General features: G+C 64.7%; 17 protein-coding genes. 8 read left to right on the top strand and 9 right to left on the bottom strand.

Annotated features, from left to right (window positions below; genetic code table 11):
- Positions 1-128: 128 nt before the first annotated feature.
- The 5 genes from HG800_RS14485 to HG800_RS14465 form a co-directional block, all read right to left on the bottom strand.
- Positions 129-782 (bottom strand): hypothetical protein, encoded by a 654-nt coding sequence (locus HG800_RS14485; RefSeq protein ID WP_169977345.1) that lies wholly within the window; start codon positions 780-782, stop codon positions 129-131.
- A gap of 1 nt (position 783) precedes the next feature.
- Positions 784-1965 (bottom strand): glycosyltransferase family 4 protein, encoded by a 1182-nt coding sequence (locus HG800_RS14480; protein ID WP_169977344.1) that lies wholly within the window; start codon positions 1963-1965, stop codon positions 784-786.
- Positions 1965-2831 carry a hypothetical protein gene (locus tag HG800_RS14475; protein WP_169977343.1) on the bottom strand — a complete coding sequence of 289 codons (867 nt, stop codon included), beginning with the start codon at positions 2829-2831 and terminating at the stop codon, positions 1965-1967. The genes HG800_RS14480 and HG800_RS14475 overlap by 1 nt, the downstream gene beginning before the upstream one ends.
- A complete protein-coding gene (locus tag HG800_RS14470) occupies positions 2804-3988 on the bottom strand; it encodes a glycosyltransferase family 2 protein (RefSeq protein ID WP_169977342.1) in 1185 nt (394 codons plus the stop codon). The genes HG800_RS14475 and HG800_RS14470 overlap by 28 nt, the downstream gene beginning before the upstream one ends.
- Positions 3989-4282: 294 nt before the next feature.
- On the bottom strand, positions 4283-6058 hold the full coding sequence (locus tag HG800_RS14465) for a formylglycine-generating enzyme family protein (protein ID WP_169977341.1): 1776 nt from the start codon (positions 6056-6058) through the stop codon (positions 4283-4285).
- A gap of 314 nt (positions 6059-6372) precedes the next feature.
- On the opposite strand from HG800_RS14465, the gene HG800_RS14460 reads away from it, so the two are divergent.
- Complete coding sequence (locus tag HG800_RS14460) at positions 6373-10329, top strand: serine/threonine-protein kinase (RefSeq protein ID WP_169977340.1); 3957 nt, start codon at positions 6373-6375, stop codon at positions 10327-10329.
- Between the two features lie 24 nt (positions 10330-10353).
- On the opposite strand, the gene HG800_RS14455 is transcribed toward HG800_RS14460, so the two are convergent.
- Both HG800_RS14455 and nhaA read right to left on the bottom strand, forming a co-directional pair.
- Positions 10354-11007, bottom strand: coding sequence for a PEP-CTERM sorting domain-containing protein (locus tag HG800_RS14455; protein ID WP_169977339.1), 654 nt, complete (start codon positions 11005-11007; stop codon positions 10354-10356).
- 167 nt (positions 11008-11174) lie between these two features.
- Positions 11175-12755, bottom strand: a complete 1581-nt coding sequence (gene nhaA, locus HG800_RS14450; RefSeq protein ID WP_169977338.1) for a Na+/H+ antiporter NhaA — start codon at positions 12753-12755, stop codon at positions 11175-11177.
- Between the two features lie 322 nt (positions 12756-13077).
- Between nhaA and HG800_RS14445 the strand changes: the two genes are divergently transcribed.
- The 4 genes from HG800_RS14445 (at position 13078) to HG800_RS14430 (ending at position 16548) form a co-directional block, all read left to right on the top strand.
- The gene (locus HG800_RS14445; protein WP_169977337.1) at positions 13078-13563 is read left to right on the top strand and encodes a MarR family winged helix-turn-helix transcriptional regulator; all 486 of its coding nucleotides are present in this window, start codon (positions 13078-13080) and stop codon (positions 13561-13563) included.
- 113 nt (positions 13564-13676) lie between these two features.
- A complete protein-coding gene (locus HG800_RS14440) occupies positions 13677-14408 on the top strand; it encodes a YceI family protein (protein WP_169977336.1) in 732 nt (243 codons plus the stop codon).
- Between the two features lie 198 nt (positions 14409-14606).
- Positions 14607-15569 carry an NAD(P)-dependent alcohol dehydrogenase gene (locus tag HG800_RS14435; protein ID WP_169977335.1) on the top strand — a complete coding sequence of 321 codons (963 nt, stop codon included), beginning with the start codon at positions 14607-14609 and terminating at the stop codon, positions 15567-15569.
- A gap of 46 nt (positions 15570-15615) precedes the next feature.
- Positions 15616-16548 (top strand): alpha/beta fold hydrolase, encoded by a 933-nt coding sequence (locus tag HG800_RS14430; protein ID WP_169977334.1) that lies wholly within the window; start codon positions 15616-15618, stop codon positions 16546-16548.
- A 22-nt stretch (positions 16549-16570) separates the two neighbouring features.
- On the opposite strand, the gene HG800_RS14425 is transcribed toward HG800_RS14430, so the two are convergent.
- Positions 16571-17884: a glycosyltransferase gene (locus HG800_RS14425; protein WP_169977333.1), complete on the bottom strand. Its 1314-nt coding sequence runs from the start codon at positions 17882-17884 to the stop codon at positions 16571-16573.
- A 766-nt stretch (positions 17885-18650) separates the two neighbouring features.
- A complete protein-coding gene (locus HG800_RS14420; RefSeq protein WP_169977332.1) occupies positions 18651-19736 on the bottom strand; it encodes a carbohydrate-binding family 9-like protein in 1086 nt (361 codons plus the stop codon).
- A 146-nt stretch (positions 19737-19882) separates the two neighbouring features.
- Between HG800_RS14420 and HG800_RS14415 the strand changes: the two genes are divergently transcribed.
- The 3 genes from HG800_RS14415 (at position 19883) to HG800_RS14405 (ending at position 22641) form a co-directional block, all read left to right on the top strand.
- On the top strand, positions 19883-20788 hold the full coding sequence (locus HG800_RS14415; RefSeq protein ID WP_169977331.1) for a histone deacetylase family protein: 906 nt from the start codon (positions 19883-19885) through the stop codon (positions 20786-20788).
- Between the two features lie 265 nt (positions 20789-21053).
- On the top strand, positions 21054-21479 hold the full coding sequence (locus HG800_RS14410; RefSeq protein ID WP_169977330.1) for a hypothetical protein: 426 nt from the start codon (positions 21054-21056) through the stop codon (positions 21477-21479).
- A 193-nt stretch (positions 21480-21672) separates the two neighbouring features.
- The gene (locus tag HG800_RS14405; RefSeq protein WP_169977329.1) at positions 21673-22641 is read left to right on the top strand and encodes a DUF1559 domain-containing protein; all 969 of its coding nucleotides are present in this window, start codon (positions 21673-21675) and stop codon (positions 22639-22641) included.
- Positions 22642-22920: the final 279 nt, after the last annotated feature.

The raw sequence follows: 22920 nt of genomic DNA, 5'->3' as shown, positions 1-22920 counted from the left end.
CACCGAGCCCGCAGACCGGGCTCAGACCGGCCGTTTCGGACAGACCTCTCGCCAGCCATCCCCGCTCAATCCCAATTTTCGAAACGAACTCGATTGTCCGCGCGGTTGGCTCTCGAAACGAACTCGTGTCATATCGTTCCCATCGCCCCCATCGGAGTCGGTCGACCCGTCGATCGGCCAGGGAAAGGGATCGACCGCGACGATGCTCCGGCATGAGGCCCATCGAGCCGAACTCGTCGCGATCGGCGAAGCTGGTCCACTCCAGCCAGGTACGTCAACACCCGCCATTGAGAGGCTGAAACCTCCGGATCAAGCCCATCGGCCACAGCCAGCGACTTCGGCATCGGCGGCACCCCGGGGCACTCCATTAGCCTGCCCGATCGGTCGAAGAATCGGCCGTCAGGCGTCACGGTCGCATCCGCCCCTCGCAGCGGTTCAGCACGTGAAGTGCTCTGAATCACCACAGATCCCGGCGGAACGGCGACCCCCCGATCGCCCTCGTCGGTCAGATGGACGACCTGCGGCTCCAGCCTTCGCAGGGCTTGGGCGATCGCCAGACGACGCCCCCGACGCCCCCCGACCCTCCTCAGCCATCGAGGGGTCGCCAGACGATGGATCTCCATCCCCCTTGATTCGATCGTCTGCTCGGACGGCAACTCACGCGAGTGGTCGGCCGGTGCCAGAAGCACCACCACCCGATGCCCCATCGCAGCAAGGGTCTGGGCCATTGCCACGGCCGGAATCGAGGGTGCCAGTGATCGGGTTACAACGCAAATGGTCATATCAAGCGACCCTCAAGTGAGTATCCGGGCCAAGACTGTCGAGATGTTCCAGCAGTTGCCGGGCCGCCGCGTCCCAGGTAAATCGGGCCGACCGGTGCAGGGCTACATCGGCCAGTCGGGAACGGGTGTCACGGTCGCCGAGCAGCGCGGCAATTGCCCTGGTCATGGCGTCGAGATCGGTCGGCTCGAAAAACAGCCCCGCCTCGCCAACGACCTCGGGCAGCGACCCGGCCGTACTCGCCAGCACCGGCGTGCCGCACGCCATCGCCTCGACCGGAGGCAGGCCGAACCCTTCCAGCATCGACGGCTGAACCAGCGCCTCAGCCCTCCCGTACAGATGAACCAGATCAACGTCAGGAACGAATCCTGTGAACACAATCTGATGCGACATCCCCAGCCGCTCCACCTCGGCCTGCAATTCCGGAGCATGCGTGAGAAAGACGTCGCCAAAGTCGCCAACGATCGCCAGACGTACCTCGCTCGGGGCCGATCGCGCAAAGGCCTGAAGCAACCGAACGAGATTCTTATGAGGACTCAACCCGCCCACGTACAGCAGGAATCGCTCTCCCGGCCGCAGGCCATACCGCCTGATGGCCTCGTCCGAGGCCGGGCCAGACGGCAACGGCCGGAAGATCGGATCGGGGGCCGCCTCGATCAGGCCCACCCGATCGCCGGTCAGGCGGTAGTGCCGCATCAGGTCGCGGCGAGACACCTCAGATGTCGTCAGGATCCGATCGGCCGAATGCACGGCCACCCGCTCCTTGACCGTCCAGAACAGCCTTCCCCGTCGGTTCGGGAACACCAGATCGGGATAGATCAATGGCAACGCATCAAAGATTGTCACGATGACCCGACCAACGTTCCAGACCGGGAAGAAACTGTACGACGAGGGAAAGACCATCGCATCGAGCTTCGCCCCCGCCGCGGCCCGACTGAAGGCCAGCAGGTCGGCCACCCGTCGTCTCCCCTCGGCCGAGGCCGCCAGGCTCGGGGCTTCCCGAACGGGCACGGCCACCGTTTCGAACCCCTCGGGGACCTCGACATGATCCAGCGACGGCCGATCAACGAACACCACGAACTCTCGACCGTCGGCCACCCGACCAAGCGCCGCCAGCAACGACCGGGAGAAGCGACCGAACCCCCGACGATTGCTCAGGCAGCCCCCATCCACGCCAATTCGCATCAGGAACCCCCTTCGGGATTCCCGTGTCCGGCGTCCCGACGCAAGCCGTTGCCAAGCGACAGTGACGGCCGCCAACTCCGAACAGGCTCCGGAGCGATCGGGTCGCCGATGACCGAGATGCGCGGCGGCTCCAGTTCACCCTGGATGACCCCCGCATGACGTCCTCGATCGAGACCCAGCACCGACGCCGCCACCGCATCCACGGCCGTCGGGTCGATCCCGGCAATGGCGACCACCTCGCTGCCGAACCGGCCGATCGGGCCTTCGACCACGCTCAGATCGGGCCAGGCGCGTCGGATCGGCACCCCGTCGAAGCGGGATCGGTCGTCAGGGTGAAGCGATCCCAACATTGCCCGACGCCCCGCGGGCATCCCGTGCCATCCCTTCAGCGAACCGATCGGCGTCAACGCAATCCGGCAACCGGCCGAGGCCACCGTCTCCGCCAGGCGAATTGTGCCGACCCCCGGCCGCTCGATCGTCCGCCAGCGTTCCTCATCCCGAGGCAGATCAAGGAACCGAACCGCCCGGCCCCAGCATTCCTTTCGGAACCCGGATCGATCAAAGATCGTCTCGGCGTTGGAGCACCCCGAGGCCACAACCACCTCACCCACTACGGCCGAGAGCAGCAGATCGAGCAGGCTCGACAGCGGCTTCGGATCGGCTCGGCGAGGCTCCAGATGCGACAGGACCACGGCCGGACCAGTCAGAATCGGCCGGATCTCGGCGTCGAGGAGGGCAAGGGCCTCGGCCACAGCCCCCCGTCGGTTGTCGGATCGGACGACCGCCACGGTCGAGATCGAGGCCTCGGCAGTCGAACCCGCCTTCGGCGCGAGGGGTCTCAGGGGAGCGTCTCGGTCCGGGACCATGGGGAGCGCCTCCGGGGAGCGGGCTGAGGGATCAGGCTGTGCGGACCGGCGGCAGTCACCTCGGCGGGTGCATCGGTCCTCGGTCGCAATGGCTGCCGATCGGCAATCGGCTGCCTCACCCGTCGCTGACCAAGCCAGATCGCCAGGGCAATCAGCACCGACAGTCCACAGCAAACGAAGTAGAGCAGATGCAACGGCACACTCATCACCGATCGAAGCATGCCAATCCGTCGAGCCAAAAACCGGTAGAACCGAGCATTGAGACCCACCACCGCCAACGGCCCGAGGGCGGCCAGAATCAGGCCCCTCGGATCGATCGGGCAGACCAGCAAGCCGAGCCCCGTCAGGGCCGTTGCCGCCACGCTCGCCCGCTGGGTGACACTGACGTTCAAGTCCGTCTCGGCCACCCCGGAGCGCAGCATGAGCAAGGTCCAGGGGACCCCGCGCCGGGCGATGTCGGTCCGGATCACCTCCCGGAGCGTCCAGCGTTTCAGATGAGTGACCTGAATGTCCCGAACCAGTTCGATCCGATGACCGGCCCGGGTCAGGCGGTAGCCCAGCTCGATGTCCTCGATCGCCGGTCGTCGGTAAAGCTGGGGGTCGAAGCCTCCCATCGCCAGGAACAGATCGCGGCGAATGGCCCCGCATCCGGTCCAAAACGTATGGGCCGGGCGGGCCTCGTTCTGAAAGGTCCCCCGCTGATGCGTGTCGTGGTGCAGAAGATTTCGGAACCGGCTGACCAGGCCCGGTGCCGTCGGCCGGTCGTCGTACGAGCCGAATAGAGCCCCGAGTTCCGGATCGGCCTGGAAGCGTTCGAGCACCTTCCGGGGGGCATCGGGATGCACGGACACATCGGCGTCGAGGAAAAAGACGATTGGCGCCGAGGCCGCCCGAGCCCCGTTATTCCGTGCCGCGGCCGGTCCGAGCGGCCGATCGTGCCGCACGACCACGGCCCCGGCTTCCTCGGCCTTGCGGCTCGAATCGTCCCGGGAGCCGTCATCGACGACGATCAGTTCAAACGTGACACCGACCGAAACACGGAGCGCCCGGAGGCAGTGGGTCAGTGCATCGCCTCCGTCTCGGACGGGAACGACCACCGAAAGCGACCACTGCCCCCGGGGCTCCGGACATGCCGGACCGGCGGGGTGATCTTCCATGACTTGCCCTCGCCCGTCACCTCGGTGCGAGCCGGTGTGCAGCCTCGTCCGTGGGGCCGCCCGCACTCGGACCGGGACCATCAACCGATCAGACGACGCAAAGGGGCCGAACCTGTTGCTGAGTCACGTGTTGCGCCCATCCAGCCGATCATGGCCGCGACGTGCAGGGGGACTTTAGCCGGGATCGCCTCCCCTGTCAACGCGGTTCCTGAGCCCGGCGCGATGTGCCGAATCTCCCCGCCGAGCCACCTGCCGGCCACCACCATCTGGACACGATCACCTCGTCCCTGCTCATCAGAACGGGACCAGGGTTCCCGTGTTTGCCGGCGGCTGCGGCCGGGGAGGCTGCGGCTGGGGTGGACGAGCCGGAACCGTCGGTGGCACTCCCGGCGTGTACGAGGACGGAGCCTGGATCAGCCTTGGACCCGCCCCGGCGACCGGCAAGCCTTCCACGTTCAGGGCGCAGCGGAAGCCGAGGTAAGGCAAGCGGGTGGTGATCGGCATCCCTTCACGGTAGGTCAGGTCGTGCGACGGCGAGGAACCCCGGACGGTCTGCCGAGGGGGCTGAGACGACGGGCGATCCGGTCCTCCCGGGTTGTACGCGACGAACCTCGCCCGATCCCCATACGCTCCCCCTTCGAACCAGTCGGCCGTCCATTCCCAGGCATTGGCGGCCATGTCGAACAGCCCCGCGGCTGATCGGTCGGCAGGGTAGGCCCTGACGGGCTCGATCGAGCGGTTGGTCCGTTGCCGGGGCCAGGGAGGAGGTGCGGCTCCCCACGGGCGGATCAGCCCTTCGGGGCCTCGGGCGGCGGCTTCCCACTGGGCCTCGGTGGGCAGCGACTTCCCGGCCCATTCGGCGTACCGAAGCGCTTCCTGGGCCGAGGTCAGTACGACCGGATGCCGAGGGGTCAAGCCGAGCCGGGTCAATTCCTCAGGTTTCGGCAAGACCGTCTCGCCCCGCTGGGTCAGGGCGTCTCGATAGCGGGCGAACTGCTCGACGGTCACTTCATGCTCGTCCAGGTAAAACGGCGGCAGCTCAACCCGGTGGGCCGGGCCTTCCGACGGAGGCCCGCCGTCTCGGCCCATGATGTAGACCCCCCCAGGGACCAAAACCATTGTCATGCCGTCCCGCTCACAGACGATCCGGGATGGCCAGCCCGACGAGTCCTCCTCGGCACCAGAAGCCGGCGAGAAGCCGTTCGGCAAGACCCGGACGACCAGCTCTGGTGCCGGTTCTGGTTCGGGTTGCGGTTGCGGCGGGGGAGCAACGATTCGATCGGCGACAGTGTCCGGAGCCGGTTCGGGAGCGGGAGCGAGAACAATCACCTCCGGCGCCAGCGAGGGGATATCCGGGAACGGTGGTTGGCGATTGGCAATCCGCTCCAGGGCTTCGCGGGCCGTCGCGGCCGTCTGGGTGTCGGGATAGGAGTCAACGATGCGTTGGAGATACGAGTGAGCGAGCTGAATCGTCAGGGCCGTTCGAGCGCGTCCGAGCAGGCCTTGGGCCGCCTCCTCGGCATCGTTGGGATCGGTCGTCGGCAGGGCATCCCGAGCGTTGACGGTCGGCGGCCCGAACATCTGGGTCGAGTCGATGACGTAGACGTCGGACATATCGGAGCCGCCTCCGCCGACGGCCCGAACGATCATCGCGATGGCCAGCCCCACAGCGACAAACGCCATGATGCCGAGGATCAGGCGGACGCGCCCGCGAGTCTCGACGGTGTCAAGCGTCGGTGTCGGGGTGGCGAGGGTCCGAGTCCCAGGCTCGTCGTCCTCCTCAACGGCCGCCCCTTTGCGTCGGGCGAGCCGCTCGGCGTTGCGATCACGTCGCGAGGTTCGAGGCGCCCCGGACCCGGTCGGCCGCGGTGCTTCGGCGTCGGTCTCCTCTGCAGGAGGAGCCGTGCGCGAGAGTCTCGGCAACGGCTTCGGTGGCTGTCGAGGCCCGGACGATTGAGACGGCGGGGCGCTTCCCTCATCGGCCGACTTCGAAGACGGCGGCCGTTTGGAGGAGGGCGAGCCGCTCGGGGGAGGAGCGAGATCGTATTCGGACGAGCTGGAATCGGCCATGAGGGGATCGCTCCCGCGGTTGCCAGGCAGGACGATTGTCTCGCCTCAGAACCGGCCGCACAATGCAAAGGAGAGAATGCGGAGATCACGGACCTGTTCCAGGGTATCCGCAACGACCCTCGGGGAACAAGTCCGCCTCGCTTGCTCCTGTCGAGTCCTCGACTCCACAGCGTGGCCAGTGGTCCGATCCGGGCAGCCCCATTCGACGGCGTACCATTCTTCGCTACCATGAATCGTCGCCACGAGAGACTGACGATGTCGCGGCGTTCCTCCTGGCTTGTCGGTTTCCTCGTCTTGAACCGAGGCTCGTTCGCATGAGCATTGACCACGACGCGTTGTTCGCCGCCCTGGCCTTGCGATCGCAACAGATCAGCTCTGACCGGCTGGCCCTCGCGTTCGAGGCCCGGTCGCAATCACCCCAACCGTTGGCGGATCTCCTTGTCCGGCATGGCGACCTCAGCGCCGAGGTCCGCGACCAGCTTCAGGGGCAGCTCGATGCCTTGTTGAAGCAATTCGACGGCAATCCCCAGGGGCTCTGGGCAGCGGTGGCCGACGATCAGGTCCGCACGGCGATGACCGCCCTGAGCTTGCCTGCCTTCGAGGCAACGATCGATACGTCCGCCCCCCCCTCGGCCGCGATACCGAACGCATCGGTCTCAGCCGACTTCCGGTTCCAGGCGACCATCGACACCCAGGACGGCGGCGAGGTGATCGGAACGACCATCGACGCCACCAAACCAGTCCCTCGACGCTTCATCGGGCTCGAACCGCTGGGGCACTCGTCTGGCGAATTCAGCGCGAGCCGCTACACCCGCACGCAGCTCCATGCCCAGGGCGGGCTGGGTGAAATCTGGAGAGCCCGCGACCTGGTTCTGGGCCGAGAGGTCGCCTTGAAGGAGCTGAAGCCGGAGAGCCTGGACCACCCGACGCTCTGGGATCGGTTCATCACCGAGGCCCGGATCACCGGCCAGCTCGAACACCCGAACATCGTTCCCGTTCACGAGCTGGGCCACCACCCGGAAGACGGCCGCCCGTACTACACGATGCGCTTCGTACGAGGCCGGACCCTGGCCCGAGCCATTGCCGATTATCACCGCAACAAGGCCAAGGGGCGGGCCGAATCGACGATGGAGCTGCGTCGGCTGCTCGACACCTTCCTCGACGTCTGCAACGCCGTGGCCTTCGCGCACACTCGGGGGGTGATTCACCGCGACCTGAAGGGGCAGAACGTCGTTCTCGGTGATTTCGGCGAGGCCCTGGTGCTCGACTGGGGTCTGGCCCGCCCGGCCGGGGGACCGGACCCGATGACGACCTCGGCTCCCGGTGACCACGCTCCGGGAGCCCCGTTCGTCGTCTTCGATCCCGAGCGATCCGAGACGATCGCCGGTCAGATCCTGGGCACTCCGGCCTACATGCCTCCGGAACAGGCCCGCGGTGCGATCGAGGAACTCGGCCCGACCAGTGACATCTACAGCCTCGGCGCGATCCTTTTCGAGCTGCTGACCGGTCGGCCTCCTCACGTCGGCAAGGACGCGACCGAACTGCTTCGAAGAGCCCGAGACGATGCCCCGCCCCCCCCTCGATCGCTCAATGCCTCGGTCCCGAAACCGCTGGAGGCCATCTGTCTCCGCGCCTTGAGCCGCCTGCCGGCCGACCGTTATCAGACGGTCCCCGAACTGGCCGAAGACCTTCGCCGATGGCTCGCCGACGAGCCAGTCAGCGTGTACCGGGAACCCTTCACGATTCGGGCCGGCCGATGGGCCCGACGGCACCGGACCGCGGTGGCCGTGGCCTCGGCCCTGATGCTCGCCGCCGTGCCGGCCCTGACTCTCAGCACCGCCCTGATCGGCCGAGAGCGCGACCGCGCCGCCCGGATGGAAGGGCTGGCCCGATCCGCCGTTGATGACATGTATCTCGAAGTCGCCGACACAATTCTTGGCGATCTTTCCGATCCCCGGCAGGAGGATTTCCTCCGTCGAGCCCTGGCCGGACTGGAAGGACGAACCGGACCGGACACCCCCGGCACCGAGACCGGGAACGGGCTGGTTGCTCCCCCCATCGACGACGCCCTGCGGCGGTCGATCAACGAGGCGCTGGCCTTCTATACAGGATTTGTTCAGCAAGGCGGCCTCGGCCGGTCGGCCGCGCTCGACCGGGAACGCGCCCGAGTCCGGATTGGTGACATTACCGCCCGGTTGGGCCGGTTCGATGAAGCCGAGCAGGCCTATCGCCAGGCGATCGACGGCCTGGCGAGCATACCTCACACCGGTCCTCAGGCAGGCGATGCACACCGGGTTTTGGCCGAGGCTCGCAGCAATCTCGGCGACCTGCTCGGGGCCCTGGGTCGAGCCGAAGAGGCCGAGCCCTTGCTCCGCCAGTCGATCGCCACCTGCGAAGCCATCGCCGAACACGAACCGCCCAGTTCGGCCAATGCGCTGGCCATCGCCGGTGCCGAGGCTGAGCTGGCCGAGTTGCTGAAGCTTTCCGGACGATTTGAGGAATCCGAATCGATCTACCGATCCGCCATCGACCGGCTCGAACCGCTGGGCGATCAGGCCGAGGCATCGATCCCCCTGCGTCGCGAGCTGGCCACCGTGACCGACGGCCTCGCCGTCTTGCTCCTGATGCTGGAACGCCCCGATGAGGCCGAGCCTTTGCTCCGTCGCGCCCTGGCCATTCAGGAGCCGTTGCTCGCCGAACTGCCCACCGTCCCCCGAATCCGAGAAGGCCTGGCGAAGACCGGAAACAGCCTGGGCATCCTGCTCCGTCGAAAGGGAGACCTGAGCGGAGCCGAGAAGGCGCTCCGGCCATCGGTGGCTCACTTCGAACGGCTCACCGAGGATTTCCCGGGCCGCCTCGAATATCGCCGGGCCCTGGCCCGAGGACACCTGAATCTCGGTGTCCTGCTTTCCTCGGCCGGGCGCCTGAGGGAGGCCGAGCAGGCCCAACGCCGCGCCGTCGAACTGTACGATGCACTGGCCGAGATGGCACCCGAACCCCTGAAGATCGGCCGAGACCGCGTGCTGGCCCTGGTCAACCTGGGCACGGTGCTCGAACAGCGAGGCAACGAGAGCGAGGCCGGCGAGACCTACGACCGTGCCGTCACGGCTGCCGAGGCCCTTCACGAACGCTTCCCCGACATTCCCGATACCGCAGATGCGAGGGGCGTGGCCCTGCTCAATCGCGGCCGCCTGTTCGACATCCTCGGAGAGTTCGACGCGGCGGAGGCCGACCTGACGAGGGCAGCCGATCTGTTCGGCACCCTGGCCAAGACCTACCCCGACCGGCCCTCTTACCGCCAGGACGAGGCCGCGAGCCTCAGCACGCTCGGGCCCATTCTGGCCGCCTCGGGCAAGGAGGACCAGGCCGAACAGGTCTACCGCGAGGCCATCACCATCTTCGAGGCATTGCTCGCCGATCGCCCCGAGAACGCCTCGCTGCGGTCTGACCTGGCAATGGCGCTGGCAAACCTCGGCAATTTGAAACGAGACGACTCGGAGCAAACCATCCGGCGATCGCTCACACTCCTTCAGGAACTGGCCGACGAGCAGGAAACGATGACGCCGACACTGACCCGGCATCTGGGCATGGTGCACTACAACCTGGGTGAGCGTCTGGCCGAGCTCGACCGACCGGAGGAGGCAGAGCAGGAAGTCACCCGATCGGCCGAGTTGCTCATCGGGCTGGCCGACGGTCCCGAAGCCGGGGCCTCCGAGCACTCAATGGCCAGCATCGTGGCGCTGGAACTGGCTGGAATGCGGCTCGACCGAGGGGCGACCGAAGCGGCTCAGGAACCTCTGGAAGCGGCCATCACCTACGCACGTCAAGGGGCCAGGGCGATGAATGCCCCGATGCTCCGCGAGACGCTCGACCAGGCCAGCGGCCGACTCGTCGAAACCCTGCTGGCTCAGGGTCGTTACGCCGAGGCCGCCCGAACCGCCTCGGAGCTGGCCGAAGCTCTGCCGAACCGTCCCGAGCTGCGGGTCAGGGCGGCCGAGTTGCTCGGCGAGTGCCTCATTGCCATCGACTCGGACCCGGCTCTCAATCCCTCGCGATCCGAAGGGCTAAGGGCCGAGCTGGGTCAGCGAGCGCTGGCCCAGCTTCGCGTGGCGATCGACGCCGGGGTTAGCAGGGACCTCCTCCGCGACCGCGCCGAGCGGTTCGGGCCGCTCCGCGATCGGGACGAGTTCGACACGTTGCTCTCCCCTCCAGTCGAGCTTCAACCGGAATCGGAGACCGCGACCGACGCCCCGGAGCCGGAGACACCGTGACGACCGGGCCGATTTCCTGTCAGGTCAGGCTGTTCCGGAGTCGACGGGGCGCCGTGATCGGCGGCGGCGCCGGACGAGCCCCCCGACCAGTCCGAGCCCCGCGGCAGTCATCAACAGCGAGGCAGGCTCGGGGATGATGAAGACTTTCACCGAGCCGAAGCCGGTCTCCCGAGTCTCGACGCCGTTGACCAGCCGCGAGGTCTGCCAGGAGTAGTTGAGCCTTGGGACCAGCGGGGGCCTCGCGCTCTCGAACGTCTGCCATGAGAAGATGCCCACGAACAGCTCGGTCTTGCCCGTGGGGATAAAGATTCGGTCGCCGGCGATAAACGAGAAGGTGAGATTCGGGATGGCCGGATCATTAAAGCCGGGAGGCAGTCCGGGGGTGATGATCTCGGGGTTGCTCAGCCAGCCGACGGGCTTACTCACGTCGCCGGCCAGGTCGGGGATGTTGTAGATCGTGATGTAGTCGCGATCCGCGGGATTCGACGATCCCTGGAAGAACGTGCCCGGCGGGCCGACCAGGAACAGCTCGGCCTGATAGAGGCCGATCGGGTCGAGAACCTCCTGGGCCTTCACTTCTCGCAGGATGAAGCCGGCCTCGGCCACCTGGGACGCGACTCCCGAGAAGACCACGCCAAGCAGCGTAACGGCCGCAAGGGGAAGGTGCTGCCTGGTCATAAATGCTCTCCTCAAAAATCGAGCACAATCCAGATGGCAATGAACGGTATTCAACACGTTCGAATCGAACGCGGGTTCGCCCCGACATGCTAAGCCGGAGCGAACCCGTTCGACAAGCAGCCGCCCCGGATCTGGTTGCATTCGTGCAACATCCGGCAGTCGCTCGATCAGTGGTGCGCCGCCTCGGCCGGGGTCATTTCCCCGGAGAACCGCTCCGGAAGCACGGCTCTGAGGTAGATCAAGCCCACGGCGCTTGCGGCGAGCGTGGCCATGAGAATGCCAAGCTTCGCTGCGTCGGTATTCTGGGGCGTGATGAAGGCCAGATCGGTGATGAACAGGGCCACCGTAAAGCCAATCGCACCGAGCATCCCAATCCCGAAGATTTGCTTGAAGTTCGTTCCCTCGGGGAGGGAGACGAGCCCGGACTTGACACAGAGCCAGGCCATCAGCGTCGTCCCAATCGGCTTGCCGAGGAAGAGGCCAAGGGCCACTCCCCAGAGCACCGGACTGCCGAGGGCAATGTTCAGGCTTTCGGCGTTGATGACCACGCCGGCATTGGCCAGCGCGAAGATCGGCAGAACAACGAACGCCGTCCAGGGGTGAAGGAAGCGGATCAACCGATCGAGGATCGACTCGGTCATCTGGGTCAGATGCTCGATCTTCCCAAGGATGAAGCTGGCCTCGTCCTCGTTCTTGACGCGCATGGCCTCATTGTACTCGGCCTGCAGCCGGTCCAGTTCCTCAGAGTACCGCTGCATGTCGAGCCAGGGGACCGAGGGGGTCATCAGGCCCAGCACGACCCCGGCAATCGTGGCGTGAACCCCTGAACTGAGCAATAAGGCCCAGAAGACCCCTCCCACCAGAATGTAAGGAAATATGTCGAGCACACCGATCCGCTGCATGATGACGACCACCCCGACCATCGCCACCGCCAGCATCAGCGCGGTCAGCGAGATCTGCTCGGTGTAGAACAACGCGATGACCATGATCGCACCGATGTCATCGACGATCGCAAAGGCCAGCAGCAAGACCCGGATCGTGTTCGGCACCCGGTTGCCCAGCAAGGCAAGCACGCCGATGGCAAAGGCAATGTCGGTGGCCATTGGCACCCCCCAGCCGCGTGCGACACCGCCGGGAGCCATGTTGATCAGGGCATAGATTGCCGCCGGAATGATCATGCCGCCGAGCGCCAGCGCCGCAGGCAAGGCTGCCTTGCGGAAGCTGGCCAGCTCGCCGAGCACCAGCTCTCGCTTGATCTCTAGCCCCACGACAAAGAAGAACAGAACCATCAAACCATCGTTGATCCAGTGGTGCAGGTTCATGCGATGATCGTCCGCATGATCGTGCGCCTCGGTCGACGCCGACTCGGCCGGCAGAGCTGGCGGGATGGCCGAGGCCCCTCCGATGCTTGCGGAGACGAGCGTGTTGACCGGCTCGCCCTCGTGGTCGCCATGCTCCTGATCATCATGCGCGTGATCCTCGCCAGAGCCGTTGGCCTGCTCGGAGGGAGGAGCGAGCGCGAAGGCGCCGACGGTCACTTCCATCGGCGTGTGGAAGATCGTCTCGTAGGAGTCTCGCCACGGAGAATTGGCCCAGAAGATGGCGATAGTAGCGGCCAGAAACAGGGCAGCCCCTCCGGCCTCGGCGGTGTGGATGAACGTCAAGGCTCGAAGACCCACACGGCGAGCCAGGGGCGACTGCCGCGAATGAATCTCAATCTTACCCTTGCTACGAGGAGGTAAATGCATACGACTGTCTCAAATCCCTTGATCCGACGCGGGAGGGGGGCGATCGACTCCCTCGACGCACCACGAACGGCGGGCGGTCGAGACACGCGCGCGGCGGAAATCCGAATGGCGCTCCCGAGTTCCCCCTACACCGCGTGCCGGGGGACGGTCCCGGGACGACTCCGCCCCGGCCCGATCGTCGATGATTAAACCAAAATCCCGATTCCATCGCCAAGAGACCTTGGAGAACCCCCTATTGGTTGTTGACACAACCATTCCTCCGGCCGTAGAATCCCGACGCCGTGGATGGACCCTCCTGACGACTCGATTCCCGGGAGATTCAATGGTTGGCTCCCGACTTCAGCAGGAGTTGAAAAAACGGGAACCGTTCGCCGTGCCTGAGCAGGAGGCGATGCTCAACCTGCTGCGCACAGCCGACCGGCTACAACTGAGGTTCATCCGTCTGTTCCGCCAGCACGGGCTGAGCCCGGCCCAGTACAACATCCTCCGGATTCTTCGCGGAGAAGGAGGCGAAGGACTGCCGAGCCTCGAAATTGCCAGCCGGATGATCACCTCGGTGCCCGACATCACCCGGCTCGTCGATCGCCTTGAGGCTGCCGGGCTGGTCGTTCGTGACCGATCCGAACGCGATCGTCGCGTGGTCCGGGTCCGGATCACCCCCGAGGGACTCGACCTGCTCGGCCGGCTTGACGAACCGGTGCTCACCCTGCACCGCCGCCTGCTGGGCCACCTCGATCCCGACGAATTGCAAACCCTCAACACCTTGCTCGCCAAGGCCCGTTGCTCCCCCAACGATCCGAACCCCTAAGCGTTTTCCGGTGCCCGGTTCGGGCCAATCGGCCGACGCCGGGGCGCGGCGCAATGCCGCGTTCCGCACTGTTCCGTCTCTCGAACTCCCACTTTCCTTGAGGATCGACTTCCATGAACGTCATTGCGCGATGGTCTGCCCTGAGCTCGCTGCTCGTCTTCTTGGCCGCGGCCGGCTGCTCGAACCCGGCCGCCGACGTGACCGCTGCCAAGGTGGGCGAGGCCCAGCCCGTTCCGGGCGAGTCCGACGTCACGGCCACCGAAACCGAAACCGAGGCTGAAGGAGAGGCTGACGCCGCTCCGGCTGAGGGCGAAGAAGTAGCATTCGATGGTTCGTCGTCCAAGATCGACTTCGTCGGCTCGAAGCTTGTCGGCAGCAGTCACGACGGCGGATTCAAGTCGTTCACCGGCCAGTTTTTGCTTCCGGCGGACGGCGATTCGATCAGCTCCGTCTTCGTCACGATCGACATGAACTCGATCTGGTCGGACAACGATCGCCTGACCGGCCATCTGAAGAATGAAGATTTCTTTGAAGTCGAAACGTACCCCGAATCGGAATTTGTTTCGACGGCGATCGTGGCCGACACCTCCGGTGGAGGAACCCACGAGATCACCGGAAACCTGACGATGCACGGCGTCACCAAGTCGGTGAGCTTCCCCGCAACCGTCGCCATTACCGACGCGGCGGTCACGCTCGACTCCGAGTTCAAGATCGACCGGACCATCTGGGGAATCGTCTACGGATCAGAGGCAGACGTCCGCGACAATATCATCAACAAGGATGTCGTGATCCGTCTCGACGTGGACGCTCCTCGCGGTGCCGATGCGACCGAAGCCTCGGAATAACCGTCCTCGAATCGTCGACGACAGACCAGTGAGGGATGTCCAGCAGCCAAGGCCCCTGGACATCCCTCGGTTCTCCTGGTCGTAATAGGGGGCATCCTCACCGTCAGCGCGCCGCTGGCCACCGAGCCACCAGCTTCGGTAATCCCGCCCCTTCGACCCTCGGCCGGAATGCCCTCGGGTCCTTGGAGTTCCAAACGCATGAAAGCCGCCGTGATCGACGGATACGGAGGCCCCGATCGGCTTCAGATCCGAGAGGTCAATTCTCCTGAGCTGGAGCCGGGAATGATCCGGGTCAGGGTCCGGGCGGCGGGGGTCAACCCGGTCGACTGGAAAATTCGCAGCGGGATGCTCAAGGGGATCTTGCGACCAACCTTCCCCTTGATCCTCGGCGGCGACCTGGCCGGCGAGGTCGATGCCGTCGGCGAGGGGGTCACTCGATTCCGGGTGGGTGATCCGGTCTTCGGAATGGCCGACCTGCGAAAGGGCCGTACCGGCAGCTATGCCGAGTTCGCCCTCATCGCCGAATCGGCCGCCGCTCGGAAACCGGAGGTCTGGAGCTTCGAGGATGCCGCCTCGGTCCCGATCGCCGGCCTGACCGCCTTGCAATCGCTCCGCGATCTTGGCCAGGTCCCTTCGGGTGGGTCGGTCCTGATCAATGGCGCCTCGGGAGGAGTCGGCACCTTCGCCGTTCAGATCGGCAAGGCGCTGGGCGCTCGGGTCGTGGGGACCTGTTCGGCCTCGAATGCCGAACTGGTCCGATCGCTCGGCGCCGACACCGTGATCGACTACACCGTGCACGACGTGACGCAGCGAGACGAACGGTTTGACGTCTTCCTCGATGCCGTCGCTCGGAGCAGCTTCCGACGGGCCCGCCACATCCTCAAGCCTGACGGAACGTACGTTTCGACCCTGCCCTCGCCCAGCTTGATCGGCTGGATGGGGGTCTTGCCGGTTCTCCGGCCGTTCGGCGTTCGGCGACGGGCAGCGATCATCCTGGTCAAGCCTCGTGGAGACGACCTTGCCACCCTTGCTCAGCTTGCCGAGCAAGGAGAACTCCGTCCCGTCATCGAACACGTGTACCCGCTGGACGACGTGCGGCAAGCCCACGAGCAGAGCCAGACCGGCCGCACGCGCGGGAAGATCGTGTTACGCATCGCTTGACTCATTTGTGATTCGACTCCCACCGTTCGCGAAGGAAGGACCACCGATGCCTGGCTTGCTGCTGCCGATCGTCATCTTGCTGGGCCTGGTCGCGCCGATCGACGACGCTCCCGAGGCGAAGGCCCCCGACATCCGCGACCTCGTCACGCACGGCAAGGCCGACTCGAATGGCGTGAAGATTCATTACGCGACGATGGGGGAGGGGCCGCTCGTGATCATGCTGCACGGCTTCCCCGACTTCTGGTACACCTGGCGCGCCCAGATGCCTCCGCTCGCCAAGCACTTCCGCGTCGTCGCCATCGACCTGCGCGGCTACAACGAAAGCGACCAGCCCGAGGGGGTCGAGGCGTACGCCCTGGATCGCCTGGTCGAGGACGTGGCGGCCGTTGTCCGACACTTCGAGGCGGAATCAGCCGTGATCGTTGGGCACGACTGGGGAGGGATGATCGCCTGGTCGTTCGCCATGGCGCACCCCGAGCAGACCAAGAGGCTGGTGATCCTCAACCTGCCTCATCCGAAGGGTCTTCTCCGCGAGCTGGCCGAGAACCCTGACCAGCAACGGGCCAGCCAGTACGCCCGGAACTTCCAGGCCGACGGGGCCGAGGCGCTCATCCCCCCCGCCCTGCTCGCCGGATGGGTTCAGGATCCCGAAGCCCGAGCCATCTACGTCGAGGCGTTCGGCCGATCCTCCCGCACCGCCATGCTCAACTATTACCGGGCCAACTACCCGCGCCCGCCCTACGATCAAGCCCTCGAAGGACGCGAGTTCCCTCCCGTCTCGTGCCCCGTCTTGATGATTCACGGCCTGGACGACACCGCCCTCTTGCCCGGAGCCCTTGCCGGAACCTGGGACTGGATTGCCGACGACCTGACCCTCATCACCATCCCCGGCGCGGGCCACTTTGTCCAGCAAGATGCCTCCGACCGCGTGACCCAGACGATGACCTGGTGGCTAACCTCGTCTCCCTGGGCTCCCTGAGCGAAGGCGGATTGCTCGCAAGTCAAAAGATCGCCGATGCGTCTGCCCCCTCGGCCGAGGGAGGACAGCCGAGCAGCAAGGCAATGCGATCGGTCACACGGTCCCAACTATCCTCCGCGACCGTCGCCCGGCGGGCTCGGGTCCGTTCGGCAGTGTCGTCGAGCAAGGCGCGGTCGATCGCTTGCAAAAATTCGTCATGCGTGGTGGCCTGTTCGATCAGGCCGTCGTACGGATCGAACGCGGGAAGCTGGGAAGCCACGACCGGGAAACCGATCGCAAGGTATTCCTTGATCTTGATCGGATTACAACTCTCGTTGAATTCATTTCGAAGGAAGGGAATGATGCCGACATCGAAATGAGCGGCGAAGGCCGGCAGGTCGTTGGGAGGCATCTGGCCGATGTGTCGAACGTTCGGCTCGGCCAGGATCGAGCTGAGGTCCATCTGTGCCGGGCCGATCAGAACGAGCGATCCCCCCCGAGCCGCCGCGTGCCGGGCGACCCGGACCAGCAACTCGCGATCCATCCGGTAGTCGTCCATGCCGCCGTAGAAGCCGATGATCGGCCGGGGAAGTCCCTGCAATGCGTTCGGCCGAGGTCCTTCAGGAGGCCGTCCCTCCGGACGTTCCTGGGCAAATCGCTCGAAATCGACACCGTGGCCGATCAGCTCGGCGTGAGACGACAGGCCGCGCTCGGCCTCCATCAGCCCTTCGTTGACATAAATGACCACGTCGGACCCGGTGACGAGTCGACGTTCGAGCGGGGCGATGGTGGCATGATCGGCCCCCGGCATCGATCCGAAGTCGTCACACCGTTCGAAGACCGTGCGCGTCCAGTTCAGGCGTTCGACCGCCGGTCCCATGGTGGGCATCGACACGACAGCCGAGGCGTGCTTCATTCCTAGCCACCGACGCAAAACGGCAATTTGCCAGGCCAGCAACCGCCCGTTCAGCTCGATCCCCTTCGGCGAGTACTTCGGCACGAACAGGGGAGAATAGACCCACATGCCGGTTTCCGGGTCGCGACGCAGACCGCGGAGCATGCTGCCAAGCTTTCGCGTGTATCGGCTCCAGGCAATCTCGGTTCGACCGGGGACCGGCATCCGCATGCCGATACTGTTGATCCAGAGCGTGGGCATGCCCCGCTTTGCCAGGCGAACCGCCATGCGGACGGACGAATGACCCCGGTTGTGATACCAGTAGTCAACGTTCCCGCACCAGACCACACCATCACAGGCTTCGGTCTGCCGAGCCGGCAGCATGTTTCGATTCACGGTCAGGGTCATCTCGGGTTCACCAGAACAGAGCAAATGGTCGAGCACCAGGGCAATCGAACGCAACAGGAGATCGTCGTGCGGCTTTCACGCTCCCGAACGATGACCGGGCAAGGAGCCCCATCACCCCTCGAGATCGGATCAAACCTTCAGAAGCCCGATCACAAGACAACCCTTTCGAGCGATCGTGACCGAGCATCTTCAATTCAGCCATCAATCATTTCCACACGAAGATCCGTATTGAGATTGCGGGCCAGGATGACGGGAACCGCCTTCACGTTCTCCAACGCGCCTTCCGCCGAAGTTCGGCTCCGCCTCGGGTTTGGCCGAGGAACCCTCCTGGCGAGTATTCCGCCAGAAGACACGCATCCATGGAGATTAAACTGAATGGAGGCGCAGGGTGTGACCCCACAGACGAATCATCTGCTCTGTGTGTTTCCCCAACGCAACGCGATCCCGTCGAACTCCAGGTGCTCGACTCGTTGTTCCTGATGCCCTCAGCAATGGCATTTCGGGCATCGTTCCTTTTGACAATAAGACCTTCGACCCGTGTCAACAAGAGAGGCCGTGCCAGGGAACCCATCAGGGCTAGACACCATTGCGTCAAACTTGGCATTCCCGCGAGAAAAACGACCGACGAAGGGTCGATTCGTGGTCAATCCCATCGAAATTACGCTCAATTATGGTTGAAATGAGCGACTCGATGTCGTGATCAGGAGGACGCTCGTCCATCGGACGCCTGACAATTTTTTGAACTGCGCCCGCATGTCAACCTGAACGACCGATGCCCTTCCGGTCACGATCCGCAAGGGCACATGGGCCGACAGGCCGATCACGACGGGTCGTGGACCGAAGCGCTGGTGATCCGAGAATCATGGGCGATCGTCCAGCGTCGGGCTGGTTCGCCCTCTGCGGCGGGCACGATCACCGAGGCGGTGTAACCCTCCTCCGTCACCTCGATCGTCAACGAGGGCTCAGGGCTGGCGTCGAAGCCGAGTTCCTCGATCGACTCGGCCCAGCGCTCATTCTCCTTGCGGAACACCTTCTGCGCTTCATAAACGAGGTGCAAGAAATCGCGAGCCGGACGGGCACGATCGGGGGGAAAGGCCACCGTACCGACCGGCTTGGTCGAGAACAGCACATCTCCCCAGCGCTCGGGGCGGTGCATGTCGATGACCCACTGCGGCGACCAGACCCAGTTATCTTCCCGAGTCTCCGGCACCTTCTCGTAGCGTCCCTCGACGATCCGATGCTGCCACTCGACCCTTGAGAAGTTCACCCGCCATCGGTCGCCGTCTCGGGGAGGGCTGGGCTGATCGGTAAACTCGCCCAACACGTTCCAGGGCATGGCAATCTCGACCGACCACCCTTCATCCTCGTCGCTCGGATCGTTGATCGTCCCTCGAATGTGCACAGCCGTCTTCAGGCCGGGAATCTCCCACTCGTTCAGGGCTGGGCCGCCGTCTCGGTACGGTTTGACGAGGCGAAGATCCCAGCCGGTATTCAGAGCATTGATCTCGAACTCGTAGTACTGGTGGTTGTCGCCGTCGGGGTCGATGAATACTTCGAAATCATTATCATAGAAAATGACCGAATCATGCTCGGTCAAGGTTCCCCAAACGTGCGGTTCTTCCAGATCCGCAGCAATGTAGAAGTACTGTTTATTCCAGGCCATTTTCGCCCGGGTCTTGAAGCGGGGGCGTGGACGCGCGTCTCCTTCGATATCGAGGAAGACCTCGGTCCAGGGAATCCCCTCCCAGCCCGGGTCGTCGAGCCGACCATCAATCGTGATCAGACCGGGCGTCCGGTACGCAACATAGCCGCGGGCCTCGGCGGCGGTGAACTCGTGGGGCCTCGGCTCGTCATCGAGCGGCGAGGGTGACAGCACGAGCAGGGTAAGCAACGACGGAATCAGCATGATGCGAGAGTCTCCTGAGAATCGACCAGTCCCCCTGATCGTCTTGACGCCTACAATACGATCCGATCCTGTTCCGGTCGATGACCGGCCGCCCCGATGTTTCGCAGCGATCCCCGAAGCCAAGGCCGAGGTCGAGGTCTTTCCCCGTGGCGATCTATTTCAGTGACCGGTTTGTCCTGCCCTTGCCCGAGTGGCACCGCTTCCCGATGGCCAAGTACGCCCGGCTCCGCGATCGGCTCGAACGGTCCGGCATCGTGCCTCCCGAACTGCTCCGAGAACCGCCGGCCGCGACCGATCAGGAAATCCTTCGAGCCCATGACTCGGATTACTTCGCCCGAGCCGTCTCCGGCCAGTTCCTTGCCGAGGAAGCTCGGGCGCTCGGTTTCCCCTGGTCGCCTCAGTTGATCGAACGCTCGCGCCGATCTGCTGGTGCCACCATCGCCGCCGCTCGAGACGTGCTCACCGGCGCATCCTTCGGAGTCAACCTTGCCGGCGGCACCCACCATGCCGCCCCGAACCGATGCGCCGGCTACTGCGTGTTCAACGACTCGGCCATCGCGGCCCGAGCGATGCAGGCCGAAGGGCTCGCCCGCCGCGTCTTGATCGTCGATTGCGACGTCCACCAGGGGGACGGGACCGCCTTGATCTTTGCCGACGATCCGACCGTCTTCACCTTCTCGATCCACGGCGAACGCAATTACCCGCTCCGCAAACCTCCCAGCGATCTCGACGTTCCCTTGCCCGATGGCACCGACGACGACGCCTACCTCGCCGCCCTCGATGCCGGTCTGGCTGAGGGGATCGACCGTTCCCGCGCTGATCTGGCCATTTACCTTGCCGGGGCCGACCCTTATCTGGCCGATCGCTTCGGTCGGATGAAGCTGACCATGCCGGGGCTGGAAGCCCGCGATCGGCTCGTCTTCGACGCCCTCCGATCCCGAGCGATTCCCGTTGCCGTGAGCATGGCCGGCGGCTATTCCGAAAACGTGGACGACATTGTTGCCATTCACTTCGCCACCGTGAAACTTGCAGTCGAGGGCTTGCCCGGCTAACCGTCAACCCAGTCGGATGATCTCCCGCAAGCGTCCCCGAGACTCCCTCACGACGGAACCGGATCGGACACTCTTGGTGTTTCATGAGAACCCGTTCCCGACCTGGGTCTCAAAACTTTTTTGCATCAAAAAAGACTTGCAATTGAGTCTTGGCCAGTTTAAGACGATGAAACGAAAACGTGAGAGCCGCGCGGCATGATCGGGCGGTTCTCGTTACCAGCATGCGACCGCTTTTTGCCGTCTCGCTGGTTCGGAGCCGATAGTGATGAAGCGACTGTGTTTGGTAATTGCCTTGCTCCTTCCCTTCGCCGTCACGGGCTGTGGAGGAGGAGACGGACTTCCCCGAGAGCAAGTCTCGGGCTTGGTCACACTCTCCGGAGAACCGTTGGAGAGCGGCCTGATTCAATTCGAGCCGACTGATCCTTCCATTCCCACGCTGACCGGGGCCGAGATTGCCAACGGTCGCTACCTTATCCCCCGCGCTGAGGGGCCCGTCCCTGGCAGCTACCGGGTGATCATCACCTCGAACCCGAAAGAGGCCGAACTCGATCCCGAGGAAGGGGAACTTCCTGGAATGGTCCCCATCGCCAAAACCCCCGGCCTGCCCGCCCGGTACAACTCGCAGACCGAGCTGAAGGCCGAGGTCACCGCCGACGGCCCGAATACCTTCGATTTCTCCCTGGAGCCCTAAACCCGATCGACGACTCGATTCGCCCCTCGATTTGTGCTTCGAATGATGGGCCGATCGTGTATGCCGTTGCCTTCGCTCGCGCTGAGATCCGAATTCCTCGTTCGCGATCGTTCGATCGCTCGGATCACCCGGGCGGGATCACCTGCCCGATTTCCTCGTTTCGATCCGCGGATTTCCATCGGAGGCCGGAATCATGTTGCATCGCCGCAAGGGATTTACACTCATTGAGTTGCTCGTCGTCATCGCGATCATCGGTGTTCTGATCGCGCTACTCTTGCCCGCCGTTCAGAGTGCCCGAGAAGCCGCCCGACGCGCCCAGTGCACCAACAATCTCAAGCAGATTGGCCTGGGCATGCATAACTATCACGACACCTTCGGAACCCTTCCCCCGGGCATCCGCTGTTGCTGCTTCCACACCTGGATTCACTTCATGCTTCCCTACGTGGAGCAGGAGAACATGTTCAACGCCATCAACTTCGATGGCGGCTGGGGTCTGCTCGGCACGACCGGCGATGCCGCCGTGCCTCGCGATCCGATTCGCAACTTCATTCGCTACGGCAGCGCTCAGAACACGACGACCGCCCGGATGGTCGTCTCGGCCTATCAGTGCCCGAGCGACACCTTGAACCGGCCCATCAGCCAGATCCCGAACAACAACTACGTCGTGAACTTCGGGAACACCAACATGTTCCAGCAAGAGTTCCTCGGCGTCCCCTTCGGCGGGGCTCCCTTCAGTGATGTGGACTGGTGCTCGACCCGTCCTGCCGCCAACATCACCCGGAACTTCTCTGCCTTCCGCGACGGGACGAGCAACACCTTGCTCGCCGGCGAATGCATCCAGGGGCAACTCAACGACCTTCGCGGCTTTACCGCCTGGGGAGACGCCGCCTTCTTCACGGCCTGGAACACCCCCAACAGCCGGTTGCCCGACGTCATGTCTCAGAACTGCCGAAACCTTGAGGAAGGCAACCCGCCCTGCGTCATCGCCGGCGGAGACAACGGCCCGACCCGACATGGCGTCCGCAGCCGACACCCCGGCGGTGCCAACATGGCCATGGCCGACGGTAGCGTTCGCTTCGTCAAGGACACCGTCAACGTCTTCACCTGGCGATCGCTCAGCACGACCCGAGGCGGTGAGGTCGTCAGCGCCGACCAGTATTGACCCTGCAACGGGGCTCGTCCTCGAATTTGCACCGATCAGGCCCGCCCTTCCGGCGTTTTCTCACGCCGGAAGGCGCGGGCCTCGGTCGTTCTGGCCTCCGTTGGCCTGAAGGATCGGGGATCATCATCCCCCTGCGATCAACCTCACCGCGAGTATCCACTCCCTCCCTTCGCCTTGATCCGCGCTCGACGGCTCCGCTGCCCGGTGGCTATGCTGTCTCTACAGAGGGAGCTGCTCCTCGCCGCGTCGCGCACTCCCCAAGCCATGCCCGCCCTCTCC

The sequence above is a fragment of the Tautonia rosea genome (genome assembly GCF_012958305.1).
GTDB classification, from domain to species: Bacteria; Planctomycetota; Planctomycetia; order Isosphaerales; family Isosphaeraceae; genus Tautonia; species Tautonia rosea.
Note: the sequence above shows the minus strand (reverse complement) of the source record. Positions and strands in the feature narration are given on the sequence as shown.

Bases quoted from the DNA above. Each gene is read 5' to 3' on its own strand.
- HG800_RS14455 (WP_169977339.1), bottom strand. From the start codon at position 11,007: ATGACCAGGCAGCACCTTCCCCTTGCGGCCGTTACGCTGCTTGGCGTG.
- HG800_RS14460 (WP_169977340.1), top strand. From the start codon at position 6,373: ATGAGCATTGACCACGACGCGTTGTTCGCCGCCCTGGCCTTGCGATCG.
- HG800_RS14470 (WP_169977342.1), bottom strand. From the start codon at position 3,988: ATGGAAGATCACCCCGCCGGTCCGGCATGTCCGGAGCCCCGGGGGCAG.
- HG800_RS14440 (WP_169977336.1), top strand. From the start codon at position 13,677: ATGAACGTCATTGCGCGATGGTCTGCCCTGAGCTCGCTGCTCGTCTTC.
- HG800_RS14465 (WP_169977341.1), bottom strand. From the start codon at position 6,058: ATGGCCGATTCCAGCTCGTCCGAATACGATCTCGCTCCTCCCCCGAGC.
- HG800_RS14430 (WP_169977334.1), top strand. From the start codon at position 15,616: ATGCCTGGCTTGCTGCTGCCGATCGTCATCTTGCTGGGCCTGGTCGCG.
- nhaA (WP_169977338.1), bottom strand. From the start codon at position 12,755: ATGCATTTACCTCCTCGTAGCAAGGGTAAGATTGAGATTCATTCGCGG.
- HG800_RS14435 (WP_169977335.1), top strand. From the start codon at position 14,607: ATGAAAGCCGCCGTGATCGACGGATACGGAGGCCCCGATCGGCTTCAG.
- HG800_RS14405 (WP_169977329.1), top strand. From the start codon at position 21,673: ATGTTGCATCGCCGCAAGGGATTTACACTCATTGAGTTGCTCGTCGTC.
- HG800_RS14420 (WP_169977332.1), bottom strand. From the start codon at position 19,736: ATGCTGATTCCGTCGTTGCTTACCCTGCTCGTGCTGTCACCCTCGCCG.
- HG800_RS14410 (WP_169977330.1), top strand. From the start codon at position 21,054: ATGAAGCGACTGTGTTTGGTAATTGCCTTGCTCCTTCCCTTCGCCGTC.
- HG800_RS14485 (WP_169977345.1), bottom strand. From the start codon at position 782: ATGACCATTTGCGTTGTAACCCGATCACTGGCACCCTCGATTCCGGCC.
- HG800_RS14445 (WP_169977337.1), top strand. From the start codon at position 13,078: ATGGTTGGCTCCCGACTTCAGCAGGAGTTGAAAAAACGGGAACCGTTC.
- HG800_RS14480 (WP_169977344.1), bottom strand. From the start codon at position 1,965: ATGCGAATTGGCGTGGATGGGGGCTGCCTGAGCAATCGTCGGGGGTTC.
- HG800_RS14475 (WP_169977343.1), bottom strand. From the start codon at position 2,831: ATGGTCCCGGACCGAGACGCTCCCCTGAGACCCCTCGCGCCGAAGGCG.